We start from the raw sequence: 25,713 nt of genomic DNA, 5'->3' as shown, positions 1-25,713 counted from the left end.
TTTTCGTCCATCCCTAGCGTTGGCTTACATGAAATACGTGCGCTGGCCTCGCAGGCCGGCGCGCAGCTGGTACAGTGCCACGCCGCTGGCGCCGAGGATGAAGGTGAGGAACAGCCAGTCCAATGGATTGCTGCGCTGCGGTGCGGGCGCCGCTTGCGACGGCACGGCGAAGGCCTGGAATTTATGTCCCGTGTAGACGGCGCCGACCACCAGCCCGGCGTCCGTGATCTTGTTGGTCAGGTACAGGCCGTCGTCGCGGCGGCGCACCGTCATCACGCCTTCCTTGTAGACAAAGGTCATCGGTTCAAAGCCATTGATGTTGACGCTGCCGACGACGTGCCCGGCCGCGTTGACCGCCGTGGCGTAGCTGTCGCCCTGGCCGATCATGGCGCCCAGGTCGAGCATGCGCTTGCCGTCCCAGGCAAATGCGTGCCAGCGGCGCTTTTCCGTTTCCGAGGCGCCCACGATCAGGCCTGCATCATTGATGGCGGTGGCTGAACTGATGCGTCCGCCGGGCAGGGTGCCGATTTCCTGCATGCCCGTGCCGGGGCGGTAGACGAAGGCGCGGCGGTAGCCGTCGCCGCGCTGGGCCGTGCCCACCACCACGCCATGTGTGTTCAGGCCGCTGGCATAGCTGCTGGCGCCGCCCAGGGTGCCCAGGTCTTGCAGGCTGAGGTCGGCTTTCGTCACAAAGGCGTGGAAATCGCCGGCGCTGGTATCGGCATAGCCGGCGATCATGCCGTCGCGCGTGATGGCCGTGGCATAGCTGCTGTTGCCGCCCAGGGTGCCCAGGTCGCGCATGCCGCCTGCTGCTTCGAAGCGGAAGGCATGCCAGGCGCCGCTGGCCGTCTGCGCCGAGCCCACCACCACGCCATGGGTATTGATGGCTTTGGTGAAACCTTCATTGCCACCCAGGGTGCCCAGTTCGCGGAGGCGGCCATGCTGATAGGTCACGGCGCGGCGCCGTCCTTCCTCTTCCATGATGATGCCGGCCACCAGCCCTGCCGGGTTCAGGTCGGACGCGATGCTGCCATTGCCATCCTTTTCACCAAAGCCCCGTTCGGCATAGATGGTGGCGCTGGCGGTGGAGACGGCGGCCAGCAGGCACAGGCCGAGCAGTGGGGCGGGGAAGCAGGAGAGCCGTGGCAGCATGATAGTTTCCTCAAGAAAAAAACTAACTATACTTTTTAATGCTGCCAATGCATACTCAATTAGCTACTATTTTTGATAATTTTTGTATTTCGTCATGCCCGGCCGGCGCGCTTTTCCTGGCCCGCGGCAAGCGGATGGCCAGCGCCGTGCCCTGGCCCGCCTGGCTGTCGATGCGCAGCTCGCCGCCCAGGGCGTGGACGCGTTCGCGGATGCTTTTCAGGCCGAAGGCGGCTTTCTTGCCGTGGGCGTCCGGCTGCATGCCGATGCCGTTGTCGCTGATGCGCAGCACGATGGCGTCCGTATCCTGCGCCAGCGCCACTTCCACTTCGCTGGCCTGGGCGTGGCGCACGATGTTCGACAGCGATTCCTGCAGCACGCGGAAGATGGCCGACGTCTGGCGCTGGTCCAGGCCCAGGTCGGGCGCCTCGCTGTCGAGCTTGAGCCGGTAGCGGATGGCGCCGCGGCTTTCCATCTGGCGTATCAGCCATTCCGCCGCCGGACCCAGTCCCAGCTCCAGGGTGCTGGGATGCAAGTCATTGATGATGGTGCGCACGGAGCGGATGGTGGCGTCGATGGTGTCGAGCACGCGCTGGGTGTGGCGGTGCAGGCGCGGGTGGGTGCTGGCCGTGCGCGCGTGCAGCAGCGACACGTCGATGCGCAGCACCATCAGGTTCTGGCCCAGGTCGTCATGGACGTCGAGCGCGATGCGCCGCCTTTCTTCTTCCTTGATGGTCTGCTGGTGGTCGCTCAGTTCGCGCAACTGGGCCAGGGTGCGCTGCAGGTTCTCCTCGTTGCGCTTGCTTTCCGTGATGTCGATGCCCATGGCGATGATCATCTGCGGCCGGCCATCGGCGTCAAATACGGGTTTCTTGTGCGTCTGCACCAAGCGGTTTTCCTGCAGCCGCGCATTCCACACCAGCTCTTCGCGGATGACGACCCTGCGGCTGGCAAAGGCTTCCTGGTCCGCCGCGTGGAACCCCCGGGTCTGGTCCGAGGGAAAGTGCTGCACGTCGCGTCCTTCGGCGATATCCTGGAATCGCACGCCCCATTGCTGCTCGCAAGCCTGGTTCATCAGCAGCATGCGCGAATCGGCATCTTTCAGGAACAGCGACAGGGGCATCATGGAAATGATGTCCTGCAGCCGCTCTTCGCTGCGCGCCAGGGCCGCTTCCGTTTGCGCGCGCATGGCGATTTCCGCGGAGAGCTGCAGATTGACATCGAGCAGCTGGGCCGTGCGCAGGGCCACGCGACTTTCCAGCTCTGCATGGGCGACGGTCAAGGCGTGTTCGGCCCGCTTGTGTTCCGTGATGTCGCTGGCCAGCACGAGAGCGCCCGTCAGGCTGCCTTGCGGGTCGTACAGGCAGCGGCCGCTGATCATGGCCCAGCGCTCCGAGCCGTCGCTGTGCCGGTAACGCAGTTCTCCCATGCAGCTATCCGTGGCTGTCTGGCGCAGCGGACACAGGCGCAGCAAGGTCGCCTCGTCGTGGAATTCCTCCATGGAATGGTTCAGCAGCAGCTCGGCGGGGATGCCCAGCATGTCGCACAGGCGCTGGTTGACGTGCAGGATGCGACCGTGCGCATCCGTTTGCCACATGCCGTCCTGCGCCGTTTCGCTCAGGTCGCGGTAACGCATGGCGCTGGCGTCGAGCTGCTGGCGCGTGCTGGCGAGGCGGGCGCGCAGCCTGCGCATCAGCCACATGGCCGTGCCGGCGGCGCCGGCCAGCAGCAGCGACAGCCAGATGTGTTCCCAGAAGTCGAGCTCCTGCCAGTTGGCACCCGCCAGCCAGCCCAGCATGATCAGGATGAGGGCGGCGCATGCCGAACTCAGCGTTTCAATCGACCATTTGCTCATCCGCGTTCCTGGCGTCATGGTTGGCCACTGCCGTGCGCCTGGCGCCGGAGAGGGTAAAGTATCAACCGCTAGTGTAATACCAAATGTTGCTTTCTTGAGAATATTTTTTCCATTGGGAAAGCAAAAGGGCCGGCCCTTGCGGTGCCGGCCCTGTTTGCCGATGGCAATGCGACCTTATCAGCCCGTGTTGCGCAAGCCGGCCGCCACGCCATTGATCGACAGCTGGATGCCGCGGTGCACCCGTTCGTCGACTTTGCTGGCGCTGGACAGGGCGCGGTTGCGCTTGATCAATTCCACCTGCAAGTGGTTCAGCGGGTCGAGGTAGGCGAAGCGGTTCTGGATCGAGCGGGCCAGCAGCGGATTGCCCGCCAGGCGCTCGGTATTGCCGGTGATCAGCTCCAGGCAGCGCAAGGTGTTGCCATGCTCGTCCGTGATGCGCTTGTAGATGCGTTCGCGCAAGCCCTGGTCCGCCACCAGTTCCGCATAGCGCGAGGCGATCGCCAGGTCCGTCTTGGCCAGCACCATGTCCATGTTCGACAGCAGGGTGGCAAAGAACGGCCATTCGGCGTACATGGCGCGCAGGGTGGCGATCTTGTCATCCTGCGCGGCGCCGTCGGCTTGCTTGATCCACGCTTCGATGGCGCTGCCGAAACCGAACCAGCCCGGCAGCAGCAAGCGGCACTGGCCCCAGGAAAAGCCCCAGGGAATGGCGCGCAAGTCTTCGATGCGCTGGTTGGCCTTGCGCGAGGCGGGGCGCGAACCGAGGTTCAGTTCGGCAATTTCCGCAATCGGCGTGGCCGAGAAGAAATACTCCGTAAAGCCCGGCGTTCCATACACGAGGTGGCGGTAGGCGTGATAGGCGAGGTCAGACAGTTCCGCCATCACGGCTTCGAACTGCGCCAGCTGGCCGTTGCGGGCCGGATTGGCTTCCTGCGGCGCCAGGCTCGCTTCCAGGGTGGCGGCGACCAGCAATTCCAGGTTGCGCCGGCCGATTTCCGCGTTGGAAAACTTCGAGGCGATGATCTCGCCTTGTTCCGTCAAACGGATCTGGCCGTTGACGGTGCCCGGCGGCTGGGCCAGGATGGCTTCGTAGCTGGGTCCGCCGCCACGGCCCACCGTGCCGCCGCGGCCATGGAACAGGCGCAGCTTGACGCCGGCCTTCTGGAAATCGGACACCAGCGCCAGTTCCGCCTTGTACAGTTCCCAGTTCGAGGTCAGGAAACCGCCATCCTTGTTCGAATCGGAATAGCCGAGCATGACTTCCTGCAATTGACCCTGCTTGGCGATTAATTGTTTTACCAAGGGCAAGGCCATGACCTGGCTCATGATGCCGGCCGCGCGCTGCAGGTCGGGTATCGTTTCGAACAGAGGGATGACCATCAGCTCGCAGCTGCTGTCGCCAGTTTGCCAGTCGGTGCGCAGCAAGCCTGTTTCCTTTTGCAGCAGCAATACTTCCAGCAAGTCGGACACGGTTTCCGTGTGCGAAATGATGTAGTTGCGAATCGCCCGCGCGCCGTAGCGCTGGCGGATGTCGCGCGCCGCGCGCAGGATCGCCAGCTCGGAATCCGTCTCCGCGGCGTAGCTGATGTAGGGCGAGTACAGCAGGCGCGGCTGGGCCAGTTCATTCAGCAGCAGCGCCTGCTTGTCTTCCTCGGACAGGGCCGTGTAATCGGCGGCCACGCCGCTTTGCGCGAACAGGTCGGCCAGCACGCGCTCGTGCACGTCGGAGGTCTGGCGCATGTCGAGCGAGGCAAGATGAAAACCGAAGATGTCGGCCGCGCGCGCCAGCGTGGCCAGGCGCGGGCGCACGAGGGCGGCGCCGTGGTGCGATTCGAGCGAGGCGACGATGGTGCGCAGGTCGGCGACAAAGGCGGCCGCGTCCGGGTAGGCGGCGGCCGCGCCCACTTCCTTGCGCAGGATGTTGGTGGCGCCCAGCGCGCGGGCCGTGGCGGCCAGGCGCGCATAGATGCCGATCAGGGCGCGGCGGTACGGCTCGTCGCTGCGGTGCGGCGAGGCGTCCGGCGACTGGTCGGCCAGCGCCTGCAGTTCGGCGCTCACGCCCACCATCAGGGTCGAGACGGACAATTCCGCGCCCAGCGCGTGCGCTTCGTCGAGGTAAAAGTCGAGGATGGTGGTGGCGTGGCGCGCCAGCGCATGCTGCATGGTGCCCGCGTTGACGTTCGGATTGCCGTCGCGGTCGCCGCCGATCCAGCTGCCCATCTGCACGTAGGCGGCGTTGATCGGTTCGATGGTGCCATTGCCGTTCGGGTACTCGGCGGCGATGTCGTCCTCGATGTCGTCGTATAGGCCCGGCAGTTCGCGCAAAAAGGTGATGCGGTAGTAGGACAGGGCGTTTTCGATCTCGTCGGCCACCGTCAGCTTCGAGTAGCGCAGCATGCGCGTCTGCCACAGGGTGGCGACGCGCGAGCGCAGCAGCTGCATGTTGGCGTGGCGTTCTTTCGGCGTCTGCGGCAGGTCGCGCTCGGCCAGCAGGCGGGCGATGTCGTGCTCGGCGTCGAGGATGCTCTTGCGCTGCACTTCCGTCGGGTGGGCCGTCAGCACGGGCGCGATCAGGGCGTCCTGGAAAAAGGTGTCGACGGTCTTGCGCGGCACGCCGGCCATGCGCAGTTTCTTCAGCGCGAAGCTGACGCTGCCCTTTTGCGCGCTGGATCCTGCCAGCAGGTGGGCGCGGCGGCGGCGGATGTGGTGCTGGTCTTCCGCGATGTTGGCCAGGTGCGAAAAGTAGGAAAAGGCGCGCACGACGGAAATCGTCTGTTCGCGGCTCAGTTCCTTGAGCATGGCGTCGAGTTCCAGCGCCGCGTCCGCGTCCGCTTCGCGGCGGAAGCGCACGGACGTCTGGCGTATGGTTTCCACCACATTGAAGACGGCGTCGCCCTCTTGTTCCCGCAGCACGTCGCCCAGCAGGCGGCCCAGCAGGCGGATGTCTTCTTTCAGTGGCGCGTCCTTGTCGGAACCGGCCGCTGGAACTATTTCTGGTGCTACTGCGTCATTGAGCATAATAAAGAACCAAAGTAAGTGTAAAAGCAAGGGAATGTGGATCGCACCGGGCGTTTGGCCGCAGAGGGGAGGGGGCGCATGATAAAATTTGTGGTCTTCAACATGGACGCTAGCCTGACTTGGCCGTTTAGGCCAAGGGATAACGATTATAGCGACGCCGGGCGCCATTCCGATATAAATTGATATCGGACGGGCGAATTGGCAACGATAATGACAACGACAGCCACAGCGAAAGAACTTGTTTTGAAAGCATCCGAATTGACCCCGAACGAATTGAATATTCCTGCCCGCCTGGTGATCGCCACGCGCGAGAGCCGTCTTGCCATGTGGCAAGCTGAACACGTGCGCGCGCGTCTGGCCGCCCTGTATCCGCAGTGTAGCGTTGAAATTCTTGGCATGACCACACGCGGCGACCAGATTCTGGACCGCGCCCTGTCCAAGGTAGGCGGCAAGGGCCTGTTCGTCAAGGAGTTGGAAGTGGCGATGGAAGAAGGCCGCGCCGACCTGGCCGTGCATTCGCTCAAAGACGTGCCGATGGAGTTGCCGGAAGGCTTTGCCCTGGCCGCCATCCTCGAGCGTGAAGACCCGCGCGACGCGTTCGTCTCGAACGACTACGCCAGCCTGGCCGAGCTGCCGCACGGCGCCATCGTCGGCACCAGCAGCCTGCGCCGCCAATCGCTGATCGCCGCGCGCTATCCGCACCTGACGATTTTGCCCCTGCGCGGCAACCTCGATACGCGCTTGGGCAAGCTGGACCGTGGCGATTACGCGGCCATCATCCTGGCCGCCGCCGGCCTGAAACGCCTGGGACTCGAATCGCGCATCCGCGCCGTGCTGGCGCCGGAAGACAGCCTGCCAGCGGCAGGCCAGGGCGCCATGGCGATCGAAATCCGCAGCGGCCGTGCTGACGGCGCCGACCTGGTGCGTCTGCTGGCGCCGCTGAACCACGCGGCCACGGCGCAAGCCGTCACGGCCGAGCGCAAGGTATCGAAGATTTTCGGCGGTAGCTGCCAGATTCCGCTGGCCGCCTTCGCCACCGTCGAAGGCGAACAGATGCGTTTGCGCGCCATGGTCGCCACGCCGGACGGCGCGCGCATGGCCAGCGCCGAGCTTGAAGGCCCAGCCAGCGCGCCGGAACAGCTGGGCGAGCAAGTGGCAGAATTGCTGCGCGGGCAAGATGCCGCCGGCATCCTCGCCTCGTGTGCCGTCACGCCCGACAACCATGAAGGCCTGGCGCCGCATGCCTGACACCGTGGTGATCACGCGGCCCGCGCAACAAGCGGGGCCGCTGGCCGCCAGGATCGCGGCGCTGGGCTTGCCCGTGCAGCTGCTGCCGCTGCTGGAAATCCACGCGCTTGACGGCGCGGACGAATGCGCGCAGCTGCAAGCCGTGCTGGCGCGCCTGCGCGATTACGACTTGGTGGCCTTCGTCTCGCCGAACGCCATTGACTGCGTCTTTGCGCACCTGCCCGCCTGGCCGGCAGGCTTGCCGCTGGCGGTGGTGGGCGAGGGCAGCAAGATGGCCCTGGCCGCGCATGGCGTCACGGATGCCAACGCCAGCATTACCAGTCCGCTGGACACGGCGCGCAGCGATTCCGAACATTTATTGCTGGCGCTGGACTTGCCGGCCCTGCGCGGCAAGCGCGTGCTGATCGTGCGTGGCGATGGCGGACGCGATTACCTGGCCGACGGCTTGCGCGCGGCCGGCGCCGACGTCGAGTTCGTCACGGCTTATCGGCGCAAGGTGCCGACGCTGACGCCGGCCTTGCGGGCGACCCTGGAAAATCTGTTGCAGCATAATAATGACTGGATCATCACCAGCTCGGAAGCGCTGCGCGGTTTGCTGGCGCTGCTGGGCCAAATGGATGCTGAAAAGACGGCTGTTGTGAAAATGCAACAGCAGCATCTGATCGTGCCGCACGCCCGCATTGCACAAACGGCGGCGGCCCTGGGTTTCGCCCGTGTCACCCTGACAGGATCAGGCGACGCAGGAGTGCTCGCCGCGTTACAATCACGACCATGAACGAAATGCCTACACTCTCCGAACCGAATGCAACGCCTGGCAGCGCCGTGAAGACGGCGCCGCAGGCGGCCGACCAACCTGCCGGCCGCGCGCCGACCCTGCTGGAACAGCTGCAAAAGCCCATGAGCATCGCCGTCATCGTGCTGGCCGTGCTGCTGGCTGCGCAAAGCTGGTCGACCAGCAAGCAGATCCGCAACCTGCGCGAAGAAGTGGCCAAGCGCCTGCAAAAGGGCGACGTCAGCAACGCCGAAACGGGCGTGCTGGCGCGCAACGTGCAAGAAGGCACGAAAGAGCTGGAAATCAAGGTGGGTGCGCTGGAAAACCGCCAGAGCGAAACCCAGAGCCAGCAGCTGGCCCTGGAACAACTGTATAACGACTTGTCGAAGAACCGCGACGAGTGGGCGCTGACGGAAATCGAGCAAGTGCTGTCGACGGCCAGCCAGCAGCTGCAACTGGCCGGCAACGTGCCCGGCGCACTGATCGCCCTGCAAAACGCGGACCGCAGCCTGTCGCGTTCCGACAAGCCGCAATTCATCACCATCCGCCGCGCCATCGGGCGCGACATGGAAAAACTCAAGGCCCTGCCCAGCGTCGATTCGACGGGCGTGGCCCTGCGCCTCGACGCCGTGATCGCCCAGGTCGATTCCCTGCCGATGCTGTCCGACGAAACGCCGGCCTTGCCGGCCGCGCCGGAAAAAACCGGCAAGGCCAAGCCCGTGCGCGACGCCGCCGGCAAGCTGGTAGGGCCGCCCGCGCCGGAACCGCTGCTGCAAAAAGTGCGCGACGGCTTCAATACCTGGAGCGGCGACATGTGGGCCGACGTGCGACAATTGATCCGCATCCGCCGTGTCGATACGCCGGAGGCGCTGATGCTGTCGCCGACGCAATCGTATTTCTTGCGTGAAAATGTCAAGCTGCGCCTGCTCAATGCCCGCATGGCCTTGTTGTCGCGCAATGAAACGGCTTTCCGCAACGACTTGATCGCGGCGCAGGATGCGCTGGCCAAGTATTTCGACACCCGCGCCAAGAGCACGCAGACGGCGCAAGCCCTGCTGCGCCAGGTGCAGGGCAGCAACCTGGCCATCGAGATGCCAACCTTGTCCGACAGCCTGACGGCTGTGCGCAACTACAAAGCGAAGTCCTGAGCCCATGCGTCTATTTCTCTGGTTACTCGCCCTGATGGCCGCGGCGATCGGTATCGCCGTGACGGCCCGTTTCAATCCCGGCAACGTGGTGCTGTTCTATCCGCCGTACCGCATCGACTTGTCGCTGAACTTCTTCCTGCTGCTGCAGGTCGTGCTGTTCGTGCTGCTGTACCTGCTGGTGCGCGCCGTGCGCGCCACCGTGCGCATGCCGGCGCAAGTGGCGGCCTACCGCCAGCGCAAGCGTGAGCGCGACGGCAACAAGGGCTTGCGCGAAGCCTTGAAAGCCCTGTTCGAAGGCCGTTTCGGCCATGCCGAGAAGGCCGCCTTGCGCGCCGCCGAGCTGGAAGAAAACGCCGGCCTGGCCGCGCTGATCGGCGCGCGCGCCGCACACCGCATGCGCCAGTCCGAACGCCGCGACAGCTGGCTGTCCCGCGTCGAAGGCGATGCCAGCCTGAAGACGGCCCGTTTGATGACGGTGACGGAATTGCTGGTCGACGACCACCAGCCGGAAGCGGCCCTGGCCGCCGTGCGCGAACTCAATGCCAGCGGCACGCGCCACATCCACGCGCTGCAATGGTCGTTGAAAGCCGAGCAGCAGGCAAAGAACTGGCCGGAAGTGCTGCGCCTCGTGCGTTCGCTCGACAAGCACCGCGCCCTGCATCCGGCCCTGTCGTCGCGCCTGCGCGAACTGGCCTACGACCATTTGCTGTCCGACCCGTCGCATGACGCCGAATCCCTGATGCGCGTGTGGTCCACCGTGCCGAGCGCGGACCGGGTCAAGCCGTATATCGCCTGCCGCGCCGCCACGGCCCTGAATGCGCGCGGCCTGCACGATGAAGCGCGCCTCGTGTGCGAAGAGTCGCTGGCCGCCGACTGGGACGAGAGAGTCGTGCGCGCCTACCGCGAAGCGGCGGCGCCAAGCGGCACGCCGGCCCTGCTGCTGCAGATCGAGCATTGCGAGCAATGGATGAAACAGCGTCCGCTGGACGCGGAACTGGCGCTGACCCTGGGTACCTTGTGCCTCAAGCAAAAACTGTGGGGCAAGGCCCAGCGCCACCTGGAGCAGGCTTTGTCGGACGCGAACGAGCCGCAAATGGTGCGCGACGCCCACCTGAAGCTGGCGCAGATGCACGATGCCTTGCAGCAGACGGAACAGGCTGCCGCGCATTACCGGCAGTGCGCACTGGCGACCATCCTGTAAGCCACTTGTTTCTTCAGACGTAAAAAAGCCGTTCAGTGCAGACTGAACGGCTTTTTTTTGCGCTGCTACTTTACTTCTTCGCGCTTTACTTCTTCGGTACTGCTGCAGTGCCTTCCGGCAAGGAATATGCGACCAGGGTGTCGCTCATCTTCGTGCCCAGCGAACCGTGGCCGCCGGCCATGACGACGACGAACTGGCGTCCCGATTTGTTCGACACATAGCTCATCGGCGTAGCCTGGCCGCCGGCTGGCAAGCGGGCTTTCCAGATGACTTTACCGTTGCTTACGTCGTAGCCGCGGATGTAGTAGTCGAGCGTGCTGCTGAGGAAGGTCACGCCGCCACCCGTGGTGACCATGCCGCCCAGGCTAGGGACGCCCAGTGGCAGCGGGATCGGCACGGGACCGCTGTCGCGCGTGGTGCCGTTCTTGTGCATCCACACTTTTTTCATTGTGCGCAGGTCGACGGCGGCCACATAGCCCCACGGCGGTGCCTGGCATGGGAAGCCCAGCGGCGACAGGAAGGCCTTGATTTCCACGGCGAACGGGACGCCCGTCTGCGGCTGCAAGCCCATTTCGCCACCCGTGCCGCCCTTGGCCGTCGTTTCCGCACGCGGCACGAGTTTTTCCAGGAAGCCCATGTAGTCTGGGTTGACGATCAACAACTGGCGCACGGGGTCGATGGCCGCGCCACCCCATTCGAAGATGCCGAGCGGGCCAGGGGAGATGACGGCGCCCTTGCCAGCCGTTTGCGGCGTGAACGGGCCTTCATAGCGGCGTTCCTTGAAGATGATGCGGCAGGCGAGCTGGTCGAACGGCGTGGTGCCCCACATGTCCGCTTCGCTGATATTGCGCTCAGGCAAGAAGGTCAGGGCTGAGAACGGCTGCGTGGGCGACAGGGTGTCGCCAGCGGCAGGATTGCTCGTTGGCACGGGTTTTTCCGGCGCCGGCACGACCAGGCTGCCATCGCGGCGGTCGATCACATAGATGTCGCCGCGTTTTGTTGTGGCCACGACGGACGGCACTTTGCCTTTCGGCGTGTCGATGTCGACCAGCGACGGCTGGCCGCCGATATCCATGTCCCAGATATCGTGGTGCACGGTCTGGTACACCCAGCGCACTTTACCAGTCGCCAGGTCCAGCGCGACGATGGCGCTGTTGAATTTCTCGCCATTCTTGTTGCGGTTGCCGCCCCAGGTGTCGGGGGTTTCATTGCCCATCGGAATGTAGACCATGCCCAGCTTTTCATCGATGCTGGCCACGCCCCAGGAATTGGGCGAGTTGTTGGTGTAGTTTTTGCCTTCAGGGAAAGGCGCGGTATCTTCCGGCGTGGCCGGATCCCAGTTCCATATCAGCTTGCCGGTGACGGGATCGTAGCCGCGGATCACGCCCGATGGCTCTTCCGTCGAATGGTTGTCCGTCACGCTGGCGGCGATCACGGCCATTTTCTGCGACACGGCCGGCGGCGAAGTCGGCATCAGGAAACCGCGCTTGATCATGGCCATGTTTTTATACAGGTTGACGACGCCGTTGTTGCCAAAGCTCTTGCACGACTCGCCCGTATCGGCGTTGACGGCAATCATGGTGCCATCCATGGTGGGTGCCAGGATGCGGCGCGGGCATTCCATGCTGGCAGCTTCGGGGGCCGGGTTGTTCTTCGCGCGGCCCGCGTTCACGTCCCAGTACGCCACGCCACGGCAGATCATGTGCTGGTAGCTGGCCGCGTCGCGGTTGATCTTCGGATCGTGGCGCCAGATTTCCTTGCCCGTGTCCGGGTTCAGCGCGATGACGATGTTGTGCGGCGTGCACAGGTACAGCATGTCATTGACCTTCAGCGGCGTGACTTCGTTGGCGATCTCGCCCGGGTCGTTCGGACCCTTGAAGTCGCCCGTATGATAGGTCCAGGCTTCTTTCAGGCCGGAAATATTGGCGGGCGTGATCTGTGCGGCCGGGGCATAGCGGTCGCCATAGCCGGAGCGGCCATAGGCGGACCAGTCGTTGTGCTCGACGCCGGGCGCCAGGTCGCCCGTGGCGGTGGCGGCCATGTTTTCGGCTGGCACTTCGCCATGCAGGTCATGGTAGTCCTGGAACAGGGCGATGACGCCGGCGATGACGGTCAGGGCCACGGCGGCGGAGAGCGCCGTCTTGCCCGCTTGGCCCTGTTTCTCTGCGGCGGCTGGCGCCAGGCGGCGGCTGACGAAGGGCAGCAGCAGCCAGACGGCGGCGGCAAACCAGATGTCGAGGCGCGGCAGCAATTGCCACCAGTCGAATTTCACTTCAATGACGGACCAGATGAGAGTGGCGAGCAGCAGCAGCGCCATGAACGGTTGCGCGCTGCGCTTGCCTTTGAAGACGAGCACGCCTGCGATCAGCATGCCTATGCCGGCCAGCAAGTAGTACCAGGAGCCGCCTAGCGTGGCCAGCCAGATGCCGCCGCCCAGCAGGGCGAGGCCAAACAGAATGAAAATAACGCCGGTGACCTTTAATAAAGGCCCGGACCGAAAAGAGGGAATCATCATATTCCTTTTTGCAAGGATTTATCGGTGGCGCGTGATGCGCCATATTGAATCTAGCGAAGGCTTTGTTTGCAGAGTATGCGAAGTTTTGGAAACACCAGAATGTGACAGTTTATCAGAATTGATGATTGTCTTCTGGTCGCGCCGTTTTTTGGCAGGGCCGCCATTTGAATAAATAAATGCTTCAAATAAGCGCAAAAATTATGCTGGAAGAGGGAATTCCCTGGCTGAAGGGGTGTATTGACGCGGCTGCGTCGTCATGCACCCGCATTGTGGGGAGAATAAAATTGACGCTGTTGTTATAAGTGGCTGCATAAAATGCAATATCAAACATAATAACCATGTCTGCCGTATGGTGATATTGAAATGAAAATACGCGGATATTCCCGGTATTAACTCGGGAATTGCCGTAGTAATGCTTAAGTGTTTCTACTTATTATTTCCAGTGGCCTGTTTATTCTTTCGATGGCAGGCTGCGCGGGCCAGCATGCCATGCACGCCACTGTTGCTGGCAGGACGCGTGAATCGCCGGCAGGGCGCTGCTGCATCGCACAAGCGGCCCGTACTTCGCTATAATTACGCGGTTAAAACACCACCCGCTAATGAGGAATCCCATGAGTTTGAATAACGTCTCTTCCGGCCGCGACCTGCCGAACGATTTCAACGTCGTCATCGAAATCCCGATGAATGCCGATCCGATCAAGTACGAAGTCGACAAGGAAAGCGGCGCGATCTTCGTCGATCGCTTCATGGGTACCGCCATGCATTACCCGTGCAACTACGGCTACGTGCCAAACACCCTGTCGCCGGACGGCGACCCGGTTGACGTGCTGGTCATCACCCCGTTCCCGCTGATTCCAGGCGTAGTCGTGCGCTGCCGTCCTATCGGCGTGCTGAAAATGACCGACGAGTCGGGCGAAGACGCGAAAGTGCTGGCCGTGCCAGTCGACAAGGTCCTGTCGATCTACAGCCACTGGCAAAAGCCGGAAGACTTGAACGAACTGCGCTTGCGCCAGATCCAGCATTTCTTTGAGCACTACAAGGATCTGGAAAAAGGCAAATGGGTCAAGATCGACGGCTGGTATGGTCCTGAAGTGGCCAAGGAAGAAATCCTGAACGGCGTTGCCGCGTTCAAGGCTGATGCCGCCAAAGCCTAAGAACACCCAGTAGGAAAAACGCTCCCCGCCAGTCATGGCCGGGAGCGTTTTTTTATGCGCGAAACGGGCTGTGCTCGTTCAATTCATCGAGGTAGGCATCGATGCCGCCCCGTTCGCGTTCGAGGAAGCGCTGCACGGCATCTGAAAACGCGGGGTGCGCCAGCCAGTGGGCGGACCAGGTCTTTTGCGGCAGGAAGCCGCGCGCCATCTTGTGCTCGCCCTGGGCACCCCCTTCGAAAGTGGCGATGCCGTTGGCGATGCAGAATTCCAGCGGCTGGTAGTAGGCCGTCTCGAAATGCAGACAGGGCACGTGCTCGAGCGCGCCCCAGTAGCGGCCATACAGGGTGTCAGCCGTGTGGATCACTAGCGAAGCGGCAATGGCCCGGCCCTCGCGTTCGGCGATCACTAATAGAATGTTTTCCGGCATGCTGGCGCCGATGCGGCGGAAGAACTCCAGCGACAGATAGGGCGAGGAGCGATGTTCCGCATAAGTATTGCTGTAGCAGCGGTGGAACAGCTGCCAGTCCGCATCCGTTGCCTCTGTCCCGCGCACCTGGCGCATGGTGACGCCCGCGTCAATTACCTTGCGCCGCTCGGCGCGGATATTCTTGCGCTTCTTGTGTTCCAGGGTGGCGAGGAATTGCTCGAAATCCGTGTAGCCGGGATTGAGCCAGTGAAACTGCACGCCACTACGCATCAGGTAGCCAGCTTCTTCCAGCTGGCGCGCCTCGCTTTCCGGCGGGAACAGGATGTGGCAGGACGACACGTCGGCCGCTTGCTGCTGGGCTTGCAGGAATGCCTGCAGGGCAGCGCGCGCTTGGCCATCGCGGGCCAGCAAGCGCGTGCCGCTCACGGGCGTAAATGGGATCGCCGACAACAGTTTCGGGTAATATTCGAGACCATGTTGCCGATACGCGTCGGCCCAGGCCCAGTCGAACACGTATTCGCCATACGAGTGCATTTTGAGGTACAGGGGCAGGGCGGCGGCCAGCACCTCGCCTTGCCACAGCACCAGGTAATTCGGCTGCCAGCCCGTGTCCGCGCTGGCGCAGCCGGACTCGTGCAGCGCGTGCAAAAAGGCGTAGGAAAGGAAGGGAGTGGCCTCCGCCTGGCTTGCCAGTAGTTCGGACCAGGCCGCTTCGCCAATTTCAGCCAGGGTAGTGACGATAGCCGTGCGATAATTCATTGTTGTAGTGTGCATTCATCACTCTCGGGGCGCCGCCACCGGCCTGCGCGCCCCTGTCTTGTTTAATAGAACGAAAATATCCATCATCATCATGACAGTCAAAGTCGCAATTGCTCAAATGAATAGTACGGTCGGCGATCTGGCCGGCAACCGTGCCAAGATCTTCGACCTTTCCCGTCGCGCGTTCGAGGCGGGCGCCGATATCGTGCTCACGCCGGAACTGTCGCTGGTCGGCTATCCACCCGAGGACTTATTGCTGCGCAATGCATTCTACGCAAAAACGCAGGAAGCGTTTGCGGGACTGGCTGCCGACCTGGCCCAGTTCAAGGATCTGCACGTGGTGGTGGGCTTGCCCCTGCAGGACGAAAAGGGCGTGCGCCACAATGCCGCCTCCGTGCTGCTGAATGGCGAAGTGCTGGGCACCTACCGCAAGCACGACTTGCCGAACACGACTGTATTCGATGAAAAGCGTTATTTCACGTCGTCGGACCAGGCTTTCGTCTTCGGCGTAAAAGGCGTGCGCTTCGGCATCAATATCTGCGAAGACACGTGGTTCGAGCACGCACCGATGCGCGCCCGCGCGGCCGGCGCGCAAGTGCTGCTGGTGCCGAATGGCTCGCCCTACCACATGAACAAGCAGCATCTGCGCTATGAAACCATGCGCAAGAATGTCAGCGCGCAAGGCATGGCCCTGGTGTACGCCAACCTGGTCGGCGGCCAGGATGAACTGATTTTCGACGGCGACTCGTTTGTCATGGATGCGGCCGGCACGATTTGCGCCCAGCTGCGCCACTTCGAGGAAGACTTGCAACTGGTCGAGTTCGACGGCGCCTCGCCCGTGCCGCAGCCGCTGGCCACGCCATTGACCACCGAAGCGCAGGTGTACCAGGCGCTGGTGCTGGGCGTGCGCGACTATATAGTCAAGAACGGCTTCCCTGGCGTGCTGATCGGCATGTCGGGTGGCGTCGATTCCGCCCTGACCCTGGCCATCGCCGTCGATGCGCTGGGCGCCGACAAGGTGCGCGCCGTGATGATGCCGTCGCAATTTACGGCCGATATCTCGTGGATCGATTCACGCGACATGGTAAAACGCCTCGATGTGCGCTACGATGAAATTCCGATCAAGCAAACCTTCGACGCTTTCCGCGCCACCCTGGCTGATGAGTTCGCCGGACTGGCGGAAGACGCGACGGAAGAGAACATCCAGGCGCGCATCCGCGGCACCTTGCTGATGGCCCTGTCGAACAAGCATGGCAGCATCGTCTTGACGACGGGCAACAAGAGCGAGATGGCGGTCGGTTATTGCACCCTGTACGGCGACATGGCGGGCGGCTTTGCCGTGATCAAGGATATTGCCAAGACGCTCGTGTACCGTTTGTGTGCGTACCGCAACAGCATCTCAAGCGTGATCCCCGAGCGCATCCTGACGCGCGGACCGTCGGCCGAATTGCGCGCCGACCAGCTGGACCAGGATTCCTTGCCAGCGTATGAAATACTCGATGGCATCATGCAGATGTATATGGAAGAAAACCGGCCGATCGCCGACATTATCGAGGCAGGCTACCCGCCGGCCGACGTGGCGAAAATCACGCGCCTGATCAAGATCAATGAATACAAGCGGCGCCAGTCGCCGGTGGGCATCCGCGTCACGCACCGTGGCTTCGGCCGCGACTGGCGCTACCCCATTACGTCGAAGTTTTACGAATAACGTGGGGAACCCCGCCAAACCTACTGCGCAGCTCACTACCGGGCATCCGTTGCTCACCGTACTAAAGTACGGCTCCGCTACTCAACCCGGTATTGAACTTGCTCGCTACGGTTTTGCGGGGTCCCGTTAAGCCAGCTAATGAAGAACTGACGATTACCAATAAGGAGAAAGCCATGAAACAGATTACCGCCATCATCAAACCATTCAAGCTCGACGAAGTACGCGAGGCCCTGGCCGATGTGAACGTGACGGGCTTGACCGTGACGGAAGTGAAGGGCTTTGGCCGCCAGAAAGGCCATACCGAGCTGTACCGTGGCGCCGAGTACGTGGTCGACTTCTTGCCGAAAGTCAAAGTGGAAGTGGTGGTGGACGACAGCGTGTCGGAACTGGTGGTCGACGCCATCATCAAGGCGGCCCGCACGGGCAAGATTGGCGACGGCAAGATCTTCGTGCGCGATGTGGAGCAGGTGATCCGTATTCGCACCGGAGAGACGGGCCCGGACGCGGTGTAAGTCTGGGTCAACAGTGTTGTCGGATTACGGCTCTTCGAGCCTGATCCGACCTACGCGATGTATCGCTTATCTGGCCGTAGGTCGGCTTAGCGCGCCCGCGCGTAAGCCGACATGCCTCGCCAACAACGTTGCCGCTTGGCGTATCAACGCCCCAGCCGCATATCGAATTTCCAGCATATCAGGCGCAAAATCGTGATGCCGCTGGCGCTGGTCCACAGCGCGAAGTCGTGCTGGGCGCCGAAGTGCATCTGCAATAAATAAGCCCAGCAGCCGAAAAACGCGCAGATGGCGTACGGTTTGCCGTCGCGGAACACCATCGGTACTTCGTTGCAGACGATGTCGCGCATCACGCCGCCGAAAATCCCCGTAATCACCCCCATCATCGACGCGATGAAGAGCGGCATGCCGGCGCGCGTCGCTTCGGCCACACCCGCGATGGCGAACATGCCCAGGCCGATGGCGTCGGCGATGACGATCAGGCGTTCCGAGACGATCTGGCGCAAGTGCTGGATCAGGGGCGCGGCCGTCAGGGCCAGCACGAAGATGAGAATCGCGTATTCCTGGTGCGAAACCCAGAACAACGGCCGCTTGTCGAGCAGGATGTCGCGCAAAGTCCCCCCGCCAAATGCCGTGATGAAGGCCACGACGAACACGCCGACCAGGTCCATGCGCTTGCGGCGCGCTTCGATGAAGCCGGAAAACGCGCCCACCAGGATGGCGATGACCTCAATGATCTTGATCAGCGAGCCAGGCGGCAATTGGGGTGGCATCATGGGTGGAGCGCGTGCACGAGACGCTAAGCAGGAAATAATTGTTACAGGTTAACATGACACGGCCCCGAATGGTGACAAACGGGGCCGTGTGCGAGAGCTAACTTGTTACTGAATTGTAATTTCTTGCTGCGGTGCTCAGCGGATGGGCTGCAGGGCGGAAGAAAGCAATACGACCAGCGCGCCATCGCCCCCTTCGGAGCGGCGCGCCTGGCAAAAGGCGATGACTTCATCCTTTTGCACGAGCCAGCTGTGCACCATCGATTTCAAGACCGGTTCCTGGCCTTTCGAGCCAAAACCCTTGCCGTGGATGACGCGCACGCAGCGCAGCTTGCGCCGCGTCGCCTGGTTCAAAAAGGCGCCGATGCCGTCGCGCGCCTCGTCGCGGCGCAAGCCGTGCAAGTCCAGCTCATCCTGGATGGGCCAGTGCCCCTTGCGCATCTTCTTGATCACATCCGGTCCCACGCCGGGGCGGGCGTAGTTCAGGGCCGGATCGTTTTCCAGGTAATGGTCGACTTCGAACAAGTCCGACAGCGACTCGCGCAGCACGGCCGCATCGTCCTCTTCCGGAGACAACTTGCGCGCCGGCTGCTGGGCCGCCATGGTGCCCGTCTTGGGCAGGCTGGGCACGTAGCGGTCCGACTCGGGCAGGCGCTTGACGCCGCCGATGCTGGCCTTGAACAGATTGCTCTCCACGGCCTGCACCTTGACCTGCTGGGCGCGCTCAGCCGCGGCTTGCGCGCGTGCATCGGCCTGCTCCTTGAGCTGCTTGCTGACCGCTTTCAGGTCGGCAAAGTCTTTCATCGACGCCATGCGACGCTTACTCCTGGCCTTCCAGGTAGCGCTGGGCATCCAGTGCTGCCATGCAACCCGTGCCGGCGCTGGTGATGGCCTGGCGGTAGATATGGTCTTGCACGTCGCCGGCGGCGAACACGCCCGGTGCGCTGGTGGCGGTGGCCATGCCTTCCAGGCCCGTCTTGGTCTTGATGTAGCCGTTGTGCATGTCCAGCTGGCCTTCGAAGATGCCCGTGTTCGGCTTGTGGCCGATGGCGATGAACACGCCGTGCACGGAGAGCGCTTCGACCTTGCCATCGATGGTGGACTTGATGTTCAGGCCCGTCACGCCGCCTTCGTTGCCTGTCACTTCATCCAGAGTGTGGTTATATTTCAACACAATCTTGCCCTCGGCAACCTTGGCGTTCAGGCGGTCGATCAGGATCGCTTCCGCGCGGAACTTGTCGCGGCGGTGGATCAGGGTGACTTTATTGGCGATGTTCGACAGGTACAGCGCTTCTTCGACGGCCGTGTTGCCGCCGCCGACAACGGCCACTTCCTGGTTGCGGTAGAAGAAGCCATCGCAGGTGGCGCAGGCGGACACGCCCTTGCCCATGAATTCCGCTTCCGATGGCAGGCCCAGGTATTGCGCGGATGCGCCCGTGGCGATGATCAAGGTGTCGCACGTGTATTCGTGGCTGTCGCCCTTCAGGCGGATCGGCTTTTCATTGAGGAAAGTAGTGTGGATGTGGTCAAACACGATTTCCGTATTGAAACGCTCGGCGTGCTGCAGCAAGCGCTGCATCAGGTCCGGGCCTTGCACGCCCATCGGGTCGCCGGGCCAGTTTTCCACGTCGGTGGTGGTCATCAACTGGCCGCCCTGTTCCACGCCGGTAACCAGCATCGGGTTCAGGTTGGCGCGGGCGGCGTAGACGGCGGCGCTGTAGCCGGCTGGGCCGGAGCCGAGGATCAAAACGCGGGCGTGTTTGGTAGTGGTCATGGGAGGCTTCTCTATGAGTGGGGTCTATCCGAATTGGGGGCATACGCGCGAAGAACAAGGGCGTATTGCGCTTGCGCAAGCAATCCACGATTATAGACCAAGCCGCCTGTAGCGACGAATCGTGGGGCCGTCCGGGGCATATATGGCTTAGAATACTTCCTTATTATGGGAAATTCCCTTTCAGAAACATTTTTCACCTTGCAGCGCTTCCCAGAATGACTAAACCAGCCCAGGCCAATCAAAATAGCTACACCCGAAAACCGGTCGAACGCCGGCCCCTGCCCAACCGGCTGGTGCGGCTGCTGTCCGAGGCGCGCTGGTTCGCGCTGGCCGCGTTTGCCCTGTATTTCGTGCTGATACTGGCCAGCTTCAACAAGCTCGATCCCGGCTGGTCGCACGCCACCAACGTCGACAAGGTCGCCAACCTGGGCGGCAAGCTCGGCGCGACCTTTTCCGATCTGTTGCTATATATCTTCGGCTTTTCCGCCTGGTGGTGGTGCGTGTGGCTGCTGCGTACGGTGTGGCATGGCTATCGTCGCCTGAGTAAGCGCTTCCTGCTGGAAGAGGAAGAGGTGGAGCGCGAGCACCACGTCGAGATGCTGATCCGCATCGTCGGCTTCTCCATCATGCTGATCGGCAGCATGGGCCTGGAATACCTGCGCATGGCGAAAAGCCTGCACGTGCAGCTGCCGCGCGATCCCGGTGGCGTGCTGGGCCAGTTGGTGGGCCATTCGGCCCACGTGGCCTTTGGTTTCACGGGCGCCACTTTATTACTGTTGCTGCTGTTCGGCCTGGGCTTTTCCCTGTTCTTCCACGTATCGTGGCTGCAAGTGGCCGAACGCATCGGCGGCGCCATCGAAGACGCTTTCAACTGGTTTGTGCTGCGCTACCAGGACCGCGAAGACCGCCGCCAGGGCGAAGTGGCTGCCGTGCGCCGCGACGAAGTGGTGGTGATCGAGCGGGCCAAGCATGTGGAAAAACATGTGGCCGCGCCGCCCGTCAAGATCGAGCCGCAAGTGGTCACTGTCGTGAAATCCGAGCGCGTGGAAAAGGAGCGCCAGGCGCATCTGTTTGAAACCCCCGGCGACGGCAAGCTGCCGCCGCTGTCCTTGCTCGATGAAGCGCCACCTGTGGTGGAGACGGTTTCCGTGGAAACCCTGGAGTTTACGAGCCGCCTGATCGAAAAGAAATTGTCGGACTTTGGCGTGGATGCCAAGGTAGTGGCCGCTTACCCCGGCCCTGTGGTGACGCGCTATGAAATCGAGCCGGCCACGGGCGTCAAAGGCAGCCAGATCGTCGGCCTGGCGCGCGACCTGGCCCGTTCGCTATCCCTGACTTCCATCCGTGTGGTGGAAACCATTCCCGGCAAGAATTACATGGCCTTGGAGCTGCCGAACAGCAAGCGCCAGATCGTGCGCCTGACGGAAATCCTCGGCTCCAAGGTCTACAACGATGGCGTGTCCAGCCTGACGATTGCGCTGGGCAAGGATATCGCCGGCAAGCCCGTCGTGGCCGACCTGGCGAAAATGCCCCACTTGCTGGTGGCTGGTACCACCGGTTCCGGTAAGTCGGTCGGCATCAATGCGACGATTCTGTCGCTGCTGTACAAATCCGACCCGCTCGACGTCCGCCTGATTTTGATCGATCCGAAGATGCTGGAAATGTCCGTCTACGAAGGCATTCCGCACTTGCTGGCGCCCGTCGTCACCGACATGCGCCAGGCTGGCCACGCGCTGAACTGGGCCGTGAACGAGATGGAACGCCGCTACAAACTGATGAGCAAGATGGGCGTGCGTAACCTGGCCGGCTATAACGCCAAGATTGCCGACGCGAAAAAGCGCGAAGAACACATCCCGAATCCGTTCAGCCTGACGCCGGATTCGCCGGAACCGCTGGAAAAACTGCCGACCATCGTCATCATCATCGACGAGCTGGCCGATTTGATGATGGTCGTAGGCAAAAAAGTCGAGGAATTGATCGCGCGTATCGCGCAAAAGGCGCGCGCCGCCGGTTTGCACTTGATTCTGGCCACGCAGCGCCCATCTGTAGACGTGATCACGGGCTTGATCAAGGCGAACATCCCCACGCGTATCGCGTTCCAGGTGTCGTCGAAGATCGACTCGCGCACCATTCTTGACCAGATGGGCGCGGAAACCCTGCTGGGCATGGGCGACATGCTGTACATGCCGCCCGGCACCGGTTTGCCGATGCGCGTGCACGGCGCGTTTGTGTCCGATGAAGAAGTGCACAGGGTTGTCAGCCATCTGAAGCTGCAGGGCGAACCGAATTACATCGAGGGCATCCTCGAAGGCGGCACCCTGGAAGGCGACGGCGCCGAAGGCGGCGCGCCGGGTGAGGGCGGCGGCGAGGCCGATGCCCTGTACGACCAGGCGGTGGCGGTGGTGCTGAAAAACCGCCGCGCCTCGATTTCGCTGGTGCAGCGTCATTTGCGCATCGGCTACAACCGCGCCGCCCGTCTGCTCGAGCAGATGGAGCAGAGCGGGGTGGTATCAACCATGCAATCCAATGGCAACCGGGAAATCCTGGTGCCGGCGGCAAGTGCCGAACAAGGGTAACGGAATGAAAAGCAATACTTTCGCAGCAAAAATGATGATCGGCGCGGCCAGCGTTGCCTGCGGCCTGCTGTTCGCGGCCAGCGCCTCGGCCAGCGCGCTGGAACAGTTCAAGAGCTTTGCGGCCGGCACCAAGTCGGCCAAGGGCGAGTTCGTGCAGCGGCAAGTCAAGAAGGCGGACGCCAGCGGCAAGTCGAAAGTGTCGACACCGGCCAGCGGCACGTTCGAGTTTGCCCGTCCGGGCAAGTTCATCTGGACGTACTTGAAACCGTACGAGCAGCTGCTGCAAGCCGATGGCGACAAACTGTATATCTACGACAAGGACCTGAGCCAGGTAACGGTCAAGAAACTGGGCGACGCGCTCGGCTCCTCGCCGGCCGCCATCTTGTTCGGCAGCAACGACCTGGAAAAGAATTTCACCCTGGCTGAAGCGGGCACGCGCGATGGCCTGGAATGGCTGAAGGCGACGCCGAAAGCCAAGGACACGACGTTCGATGAAATCACCATCGGCCTGCGCAATGGCGTGCCGGAAGCGATGGAATTGCGCGATTCGTTCGGGCAGACGTCGGTGCTGGCGTTCAAGAATTTCCAGAAAAATCCGGCGCTGGCCGCGAACCATTTCAAATTCGTGATGCCAAAAGGCGCGGACGTCATTAATAACTGATTGTTGACGTCTTGCTGTTGACCAGCCTCGCAGCAATGCGGGGCTTTTGCATTCTTATTAGGTAACTCATTATGGCGGATCTCTTTTCCACCGCACCGCGCCAGCCGCTGGCCGAAGCCTTGCGGCCAGCCACCCTGAACGAAGTCATCGGCCAGACGCACCTGCTGGGCGTGGGCAAGCCGCTGCGCCTCGCGTTCGAGGCCGGCAAGGCCCACTCGATGATCTTGTGGGGGCCGCCCGGCGTGGGCAAGACGACGCTGGCACGGCTGATGGCGAACGCGTTCGACAGCGAATTCATCGCCTTGTCGGCAGTGTTTGCCGGTGTCAAAGATATCCGCGCGGCCATGGACCAGGCACGTCACAGCCTGGACCAGTTCGGCAAGCACACCTTGCTGTTCGTCGACGAGATTCACAGGTTCAACAAGTCGCAGCAGGACGCCTTGCTGCCCTTCGTTGAATCGGGCCTGGTGACGTTTATCGGCGCGACGACGGAAAACCCCAGCTTTGAAGTGAACTCGGCGCTGCTGTCGCGCGCGCAAGTGTATGTGTTGAAATCGCTCAACGAAGACGAGATGAAACAGTTGCTGGCCAAGGCGCAATCGACGGCCCTGACGCACTTGAGCTTTGATGAGGCGGCAGCTGATACCCTGATCGGCTATGCGGACGGCGATGCGCGGCGTTTCCTGAATTTGCTGGAACAGGCCGAGACGGCCGCCAGTTCGACGGGCACGACCAAGATCGACGCGGCCTTCGTCGATAATGCACTGACCTTGAATTCACGCCGTTTCGACAAGGGCGGCGATAATTTCTATGACCAGATTTCCGCCCTGCACAAGTCCGTGCGCGGCTCGAATCCCGATGCGGCCCTGTACTGGTTTTGCCGCATGATCGACGGCGGCGCCGACCCGCGCTATTTGTCGCGGCGCATCGTGCGCATGGCCTGGGAAGACATCGGCCTGGCCGACCCGCGTGCCCTGACCATGGTCAATGATGCGGCGGAAACGTATGAACGCCTCGGTTCGCCCGAAGGTGAGCTGGCCTTGGGCCAGGCCGTCATCTACCTGGCGATTGCCGCGAAAAGCAATGCCGGCTACAACGCGTTCAATACGGCCATGGCGTTTGTCAAGAAGGACAAGTCGAAGGAAGTGCCCGTGCATTTGCGCAATGCGCCGACAAAGTTGATGAAGGAACTGGGCTACGGCCATGCCTACCGCTATGCGCATGACGAGCCCGATGCGTATGCGGCCGGCGAAACCTATTTTCCGGATGGCATGGCGGAACCGGGCTGGTACCAGCCCGTGCCGCGCGGACTTGAAAGCAAGATCGCCGACAAGCTGGCATGGTTGCGCGAGCTGGACAGAAAAGCAGGAAAACCAGCCGGCAAGGGCTGAGGTTACAGTCCCAGCAAGCTAAAACCGTCATCCTGCGGCGCGTAGCCGACCAGCCGGCGCGTCGCTTCGATGGCTAGCCGCTTGTAGCGGTTGTCCGACACGCCATGCACGACATGGTAGCCGGCCGGCACATCCGCCACGATGCAGCGGGCCAGCAACTGCACCACGTCGCGCTCGCTGATGAAGGCGGCGATGTCGCGCGCGCTGTGCTCTTGCCCTGGCGCAAAGTTGGCCACGTTGGCGATGCGCACGGCGATTGCCGTCATGCCATGCTGGTGGGCGAACGCGGAAGCGACGCCTTCACCGAAGGCCTTGCTGGCGCCATACATGTTCGCCGGACGGGCCGGCATGTTTTCCTGCACTTGCACGTCCAGCGGATAGCCCTCGATGGCTTGCGCGCTGCTGGCAAACACCACTCTTTTCACGCCTTGCGCCTGTGCCGCGCGGAAGATGTTGTGCGTGCCGACAATGTTCGGCTGCAGCAATTGCGCATCGAAATCGGCGCCGGCGTGCGGCACGCCGGCCAGGTGCAACACCACATCGATATCGGCACAGGTGGCCAGGCAGGCCGCATAGTCGCTGACGTCGAGCTCGATGGATGGGCAGGGCGCTTCGGCCAGCTTGCCTGTGTGCAGGTCGGCCAGGCGCAGGGAGAATTCCCCGTGCCGGCGCTTCCAGAAAGCGGTGCCGATGATGCCGGCGGCGCCCGTGACGAGGACGCGCAGTGGTTCTTGGCTCATGTATTCCTTGTATTCAGTGTGTGAGGCAGTGCCAGGTGCAGCCAGCGCAGCAGGGTGGGCCGGGGTGTGGTTGTGCCATGCACGCGGATGTGTCCGCTGCCTACGGCTTCGACCAGCACCAGGCCGTCATTCGGTATCGTATAGCGTTCGCCGCTGCGCAGCACGCAATCCTCGAACTGGGCGTAGGCCGTGATCCACGCCGTGCCGGACAGGCATTCGATGACCCTGGCATGCGCTTTTTCCAGACGCAAGGGCTGTTCGCTGCGTAATTCATGGTCGGTATGCATGGCATCGCTCCTGTTTTGCTGACAGGAACAGCTTAGGCCCTTGCGGTG

The 25,713-nt window shown here is 62.4% G+C and carries 20 protein-coding genes; 10 read left to right on the top strand and 10 right to left on the bottom strand.

The window, feature by feature from the left end; translation table 11 throughout:
* Positions 1–24: 24 nt before the first annotated feature.
* The 3 genes from ACPJXG_RS19350 to ppc form a co-directional block, all read right to left on the bottom strand.
* Positions 25–1,152, bottom strand: a complete 1,128-nt coding sequence (locus tag ACPJXG_RS19350) for an HAF repeat-containing protein (protein WP_425252038.1) — start codon at positions 1,150–1,152, stop codon at positions 25–27.
* A 55-nt stretch (positions 1,153–1,207) separates the two neighbouring features.
* The gene (locus ACPJXG_RS19345; protein ID WP_425252037.1) at positions 1,208–3,004 is read right to left on the bottom strand and encodes a PAS domain-containing sensor histidine kinase; all 1,797 of its coding nucleotides are present in this window, start codon (positions 3,002–3,004) and stop codon (positions 1,208–1,210) included.
* A gap of 177 nt (positions 3,005–3,181) precedes the next feature.
* Complete coding sequence (gene ppc, locus ACPJXG_RS19340; RefSeq protein WP_425252036.1) at positions 3,182–6,022, bottom strand: phosphoenolpyruvate carboxylase; 2,841 nt, start codon at positions 6,020–6,022, stop codon at positions 3,182–3,184.
* Positions 6,023–6,265: 243 nt separating this feature from the next.
* Between ppc and hemC the strand changes: the two genes are divergently transcribed.
* Genes hemC through ACPJXG_RS19320 form a run of 4 tightly spaced genes read left to right on the top strand, consistent with a single transcriptional unit; the run spans position 6,266 to position 10,391 of the window.
* On the top strand, positions 6,266–7,270 hold the full coding sequence (gene hemC / locus ACPJXG_RS19335; RefSeq protein WP_425252035.1) for a hydroxymethylbilane synthase: 1,005 nt from the start codon (positions 6,266–6,268) through the stop codon (positions 7,268–7,270).
* Positions 7,263–8,045 carry a uroporphyrinogen-III synthase gene (locus ACPJXG_RS19330; protein WP_425252034.1) on the top strand — a complete coding sequence of 261 codons (783 nt, stop codon included), beginning with the start codon at positions 7,263–7,265 and terminating at the stop codon, positions 8,043–8,045. The genes hemC and ACPJXG_RS19330 overlap by 8 nt, the downstream gene beginning before the upstream one ends.
* Positions 8,042–9,190, top strand: a complete 1,149-nt coding sequence (locus ACPJXG_RS19325) for a uroporphyrinogen-III C-methyltransferase (RefSeq protein WP_035826462.1) — start codon at positions 8,042–8,044, stop codon at positions 9,188–9,190. Before ACPJXG_RS19330 ends, ACPJXG_RS19325 begins: the two co-directional genes overlap by 4 nt.
* Positions 9,191–9,194: 4 nt before the next feature.
* Positions 9,195–10,391 (top strand): heme biosynthesis protein HemY, encoded by a 1,197-nt coding sequence (locus tag ACPJXG_RS19320; protein WP_071653290.1) that lies wholly within the window; start codon positions 9,195–9,197, stop codon positions 10,389–10,391.
* 85 nt (positions 10,392–10,476) lie between these two features.
* Here the strand turns inward: ACPJXG_RS19320 and ACPJXG_RS19315 are convergent, their stop codons facing one another.
* Complete coding sequence (locus tag ACPJXG_RS19315; protein ID WP_425252033.1) at positions 10,477–12,906, bottom strand: membrane-bound PQQ-dependent dehydrogenase, glucose/quinate/shikimate family; 2,430 nt, start codon at positions 12,904–12,906, stop codon at positions 10,477–10,479.
* A 611-nt stretch (positions 12,907–13,517) separates the two neighbouring features.
* Between ACPJXG_RS19315 and ppa the strand changes: the two genes are divergently transcribed.
* Positions 13,518–14,060: an inorganic diphosphatase gene (gene ppa, locus ACPJXG_RS19310; protein ID WP_034758697.1), complete on the top strand. Its 543-nt coding sequence runs from the start codon at positions 13,518–13,520 to the stop codon at positions 14,058–14,060.
* 52 nt (positions 14,061–14,112) lie between these two features.
* On the opposite strand, the gene ACPJXG_RS19305 is transcribed toward ppa, so the two are convergent.
* The gene (locus tag ACPJXG_RS19305) at positions 14,113–15,246 is read right to left on the bottom strand and encodes a GNAT family N-acetyltransferase (RefSeq protein ID WP_425254770.1); all 1,134 of its coding nucleotides are present in this window, start codon (positions 15,244–15,246) and stop codon (positions 14,113–14,115) included.
* Between the two features lie 91 nt (positions 15,247–15,337).
* On the opposite strand from ACPJXG_RS19305, the gene ACPJXG_RS19300 reads away from it, so the two are divergent.
* Positions 15,338–16,954: an NAD+ synthase gene (locus ACPJXG_RS19300; protein ID WP_425252032.1), complete on the top strand. Its 1,617-nt coding sequence runs from the start codon at positions 15,338–15,340 to the stop codon at positions 16,952–16,954.
* 173 nt (positions 16,955–17,127) lie between these two features.
* Positions 17,128–17,466, top strand: coding sequence for a P-II family nitrogen regulator (locus ACPJXG_RS19295; protein WP_034758685.1), 339 nt, complete (start codon positions 17,128–17,130; stop codon positions 17,464–17,466).
* A gap of 143 nt (positions 17,467–17,609) precedes the next feature.
* On the opposite strand, the gene ACPJXG_RS19290 is transcribed toward ACPJXG_RS19295, so the two are convergent.
* The 3 genes from ACPJXG_RS19290 to trxB form a co-directional block, all read right to left on the bottom strand.
* Entirely contained in the window at positions 17,610–18,239 is a 630-nt protein-coding gene (locus tag ACPJXG_RS19290) for a trimeric intracellular cation channel family protein (RefSeq protein WP_096234652.1), read from the bottom strand.
* A 135-nt stretch (positions 18,240–18,374) separates the two neighbouring features.
* A complete protein-coding gene (locus ACPJXG_RS19285) occupies positions 18,375–19,049 on the bottom strand; it encodes a Smr/MutS family protein (RefSeq protein ID WP_425252031.1) in 675 nt (224 codons plus the stop codon).
* A 7-nt stretch (positions 19,050–19,056) separates the two neighbouring features.
* Positions 19,057–20,010, bottom strand: coding sequence for a thioredoxin-disulfide reductase (trxB, locus tag ACPJXG_RS19280; RefSeq protein WP_034758671.1), 954 nt, complete (start codon positions 20,008–20,010; stop codon positions 19,057–19,059).
* Between the two features lie 215 nt (positions 20,011–20,225).
* On the opposite strand from trxB, the gene ACPJXG_RS19275 reads away from it, so the two are divergent.
* The 3 genes from ACPJXG_RS19275 to ACPJXG_RS19265 all read left to right on the top strand — a co-directional run bounded on the left by ACPJXG_RS19275 (position 20,226) and on the right by ACPJXG_RS19265 (position 24,638).
* The gene (locus tag ACPJXG_RS19275) at positions 20,226–22,586 is read left to right on the top strand and encodes a DNA translocase FtsK (protein WP_099380551.1); all 2,361 of its coding nucleotides are present in this window, start codon (positions 20,226–20,228) and stop codon (positions 22,584–22,586) included.
* Positions 22,587–22,590: 4 nt separating this feature from the next.
* A complete protein-coding gene (gene lolA / locus ACPJXG_RS19270; RefSeq protein WP_425252030.1) occupies positions 22,591–23,247 on the top strand; it encodes an outer membrane lipoprotein chaperone LolA in 657 nt (218 codons plus the stop codon).
* 71 nt (positions 23,248–23,318) lie between these two features.
* A complete protein-coding gene (locus ACPJXG_RS19265; protein WP_425252029.1) occupies positions 23,319–24,638 on the top strand; it encodes a replication-associated recombination protein A in 1,320 nt (439 codons plus the stop codon).
* Positions 24,639–24,640: 2 nt separating this feature from the next.
* Here the strand turns inward: ACPJXG_RS19265 and ACPJXG_RS19260 are convergent, their stop codons facing one another.
* Together ACPJXG_RS19260 and ACPJXG_RS19255 are read right to left on the bottom strand one after the other, a co-directional pair.
* Positions 24,641–25,378: an NAD-dependent epimerase/dehydratase family protein gene (locus tag ACPJXG_RS19260; protein WP_425252028.1), complete on the bottom strand. Its 738-nt coding sequence runs from the start codon at positions 25,376–25,378 to the stop codon at positions 24,641–24,643.
* A complete protein-coding gene (locus ACPJXG_RS19255; protein ID WP_425252027.1) occupies positions 25,375–25,665 on the bottom strand; it encodes a DUF2917 domain-containing protein in 291 nt (96 codons plus the stop codon). The genes ACPJXG_RS19260 and ACPJXG_RS19255 overlap by 4 nt, the downstream gene beginning before the upstream one ends.
* Positions 25,666–25,713: the final 48 nt, after the last annotated feature.

This window comes from Janthinobacterium sp. NFX145, assembly GCF_049810325.1.
Lineage (GTDB): Bacteria > Pseudomonadota > Gammaproteobacteria > Burkholderiales > Burkholderiaceae_D > Janthinobacterium > Janthinobacterium rivuli.
Note: the sequence above shows the minus strand (reverse complement) of the source record. Positions and strands in the feature narration are given on the sequence as shown.

What these genes read in the sequence shown, in the direction of transcription:
- ACPJXG_RS19305 (WP_425254770.1), bottom strand. Translation starts at nt 15,246, where the DNA reads ATGAATTATCGCACGGCTATCGTCACTACCCTGGCTGAAATTGGCGAA.
- ACPJXG_RS19300 (WP_425252032.1), top strand. Translation starts at nt 15,338, where the DNA reads ATGACAGTCAAAGTCGCAATTGCTCAAATGAATAGTACGGTCGGCGAT.
- ACPJXG_RS19255 (WP_425252027.1), bottom strand. Translation starts at nt 25,665, where the DNA reads ATGCATACCGACCATGAATTACGCAGCGAACAGCCCTTGCGTCTGGAA.
- ACPJXG_RS19285 (WP_425252031.1), bottom strand. Translation starts at nt 19,049, where the DNA reads ATGGCGTCGATGAAAGACTTTGCCGACCTGAAAGCGGTCAGCAAGCAG.
- ACPJXG_RS19295 (WP_034758685.1), top strand. Translation starts at nt 17,128, where the DNA reads ATGAAACAGATTACCGCCATCATCAAACCATTCAAGCTCGACGAAGTA.
- ACPJXG_RS19315 (WP_425252033.1), bottom strand. Translation starts at nt 12,906, where the DNA reads ATGATGATTCCCTCTTTTCGGTCCGGGCCTTTATTAAAGGTCACCGGC.
- trxB (WP_034758671.1), bottom strand. Translation starts at nt 20,010, where the DNA reads ATGACCACTACCAAACACGCCCGCGTTTTGATCCTCGGCTCCGGCCCA.
- lolA (WP_425252030.1), top strand. Translation starts at nt 22,591, where the DNA reads ATGAAAAGCAATACTTTCGCAGCAAAAATGATGATCGGCGCGGCCAGC.
- ACPJXG_RS19275 (WP_099380551.1), top strand. Translation starts at nt 20,226, where the DNA reads ATGACTAAACCAGCCCAGGCCAATCAAAATAGCTACACCCGAAAACCG.
- ACPJXG_RS19290 (WP_096234652.1), bottom strand. Translation starts at nt 18,239, where the DNA reads ATGATGCCACCCCAATTGCCGCCTGGCTCGCTGATCAAGATCATTGAG.
- ACPJXG_RS19325 (WP_035826462.1), top strand. Translation starts at nt 8,042, where the DNA reads ATGAACGAAATGCCTACACTCTCCGAACCGAATGCAACGCCTGGCAGC.
- ppc (WP_425252036.1), bottom strand. Translation starts at nt 6,022, where the DNA reads ATGCTCAATGACGCAGTAGCACCAGAAATAGTTCCAGCGGCCGGTTCC.
- ACPJXG_RS19320 (WP_071653290.1), top strand. Translation starts at nt 9,195, where the DNA reads ATGCGTCTATTTCTCTGGTTACTCGCCCTGATGGCCGCGGCGATCGGT.
- ppa (WP_034758697.1), top strand. Translation starts at nt 13,518, where the DNA reads ATGAGTTTGAATAACGTCTCTTCCGGCCGCGACCTGCCGAACGATTTC.
- ACPJXG_RS19330 (WP_425252034.1), top strand. Translation starts at nt 7,263, where the DNA reads ATGCCTGACACCGTGGTGATCACGCGGCCCGCGCAACAAGCGGGGCCG.
- ACPJXG_RS19265 (WP_425252029.1), top strand. Translation starts at nt 23,319, where the DNA reads ATGGCGGATCTCTTTTCCACCGCACCGCGCCAGCCGCTGGCCGAAGCC.
- ACPJXG_RS19345 (WP_425252037.1), bottom strand. Translation starts at nt 3,004, where the DNA reads ATGAGCAAATGGTCGATTGAAACGCTGAGTTCGGCATGCGCCGCCCTC.
- ACPJXG_RS19350 (WP_425252038.1), bottom strand. Translation starts at nt 1,152, where the DNA reads ATGCTGCCACGGCTCTCCTGCTTCCCCGCCCCACTGCTCGGCCTGTGC.
- ACPJXG_RS19260 (WP_425252028.1), bottom strand. Translation starts at nt 25,378, where the DNA reads ATGAGCCAAGAACCACTGCGCGTCCTCGTCACGGGCGCCGCCGGCATC.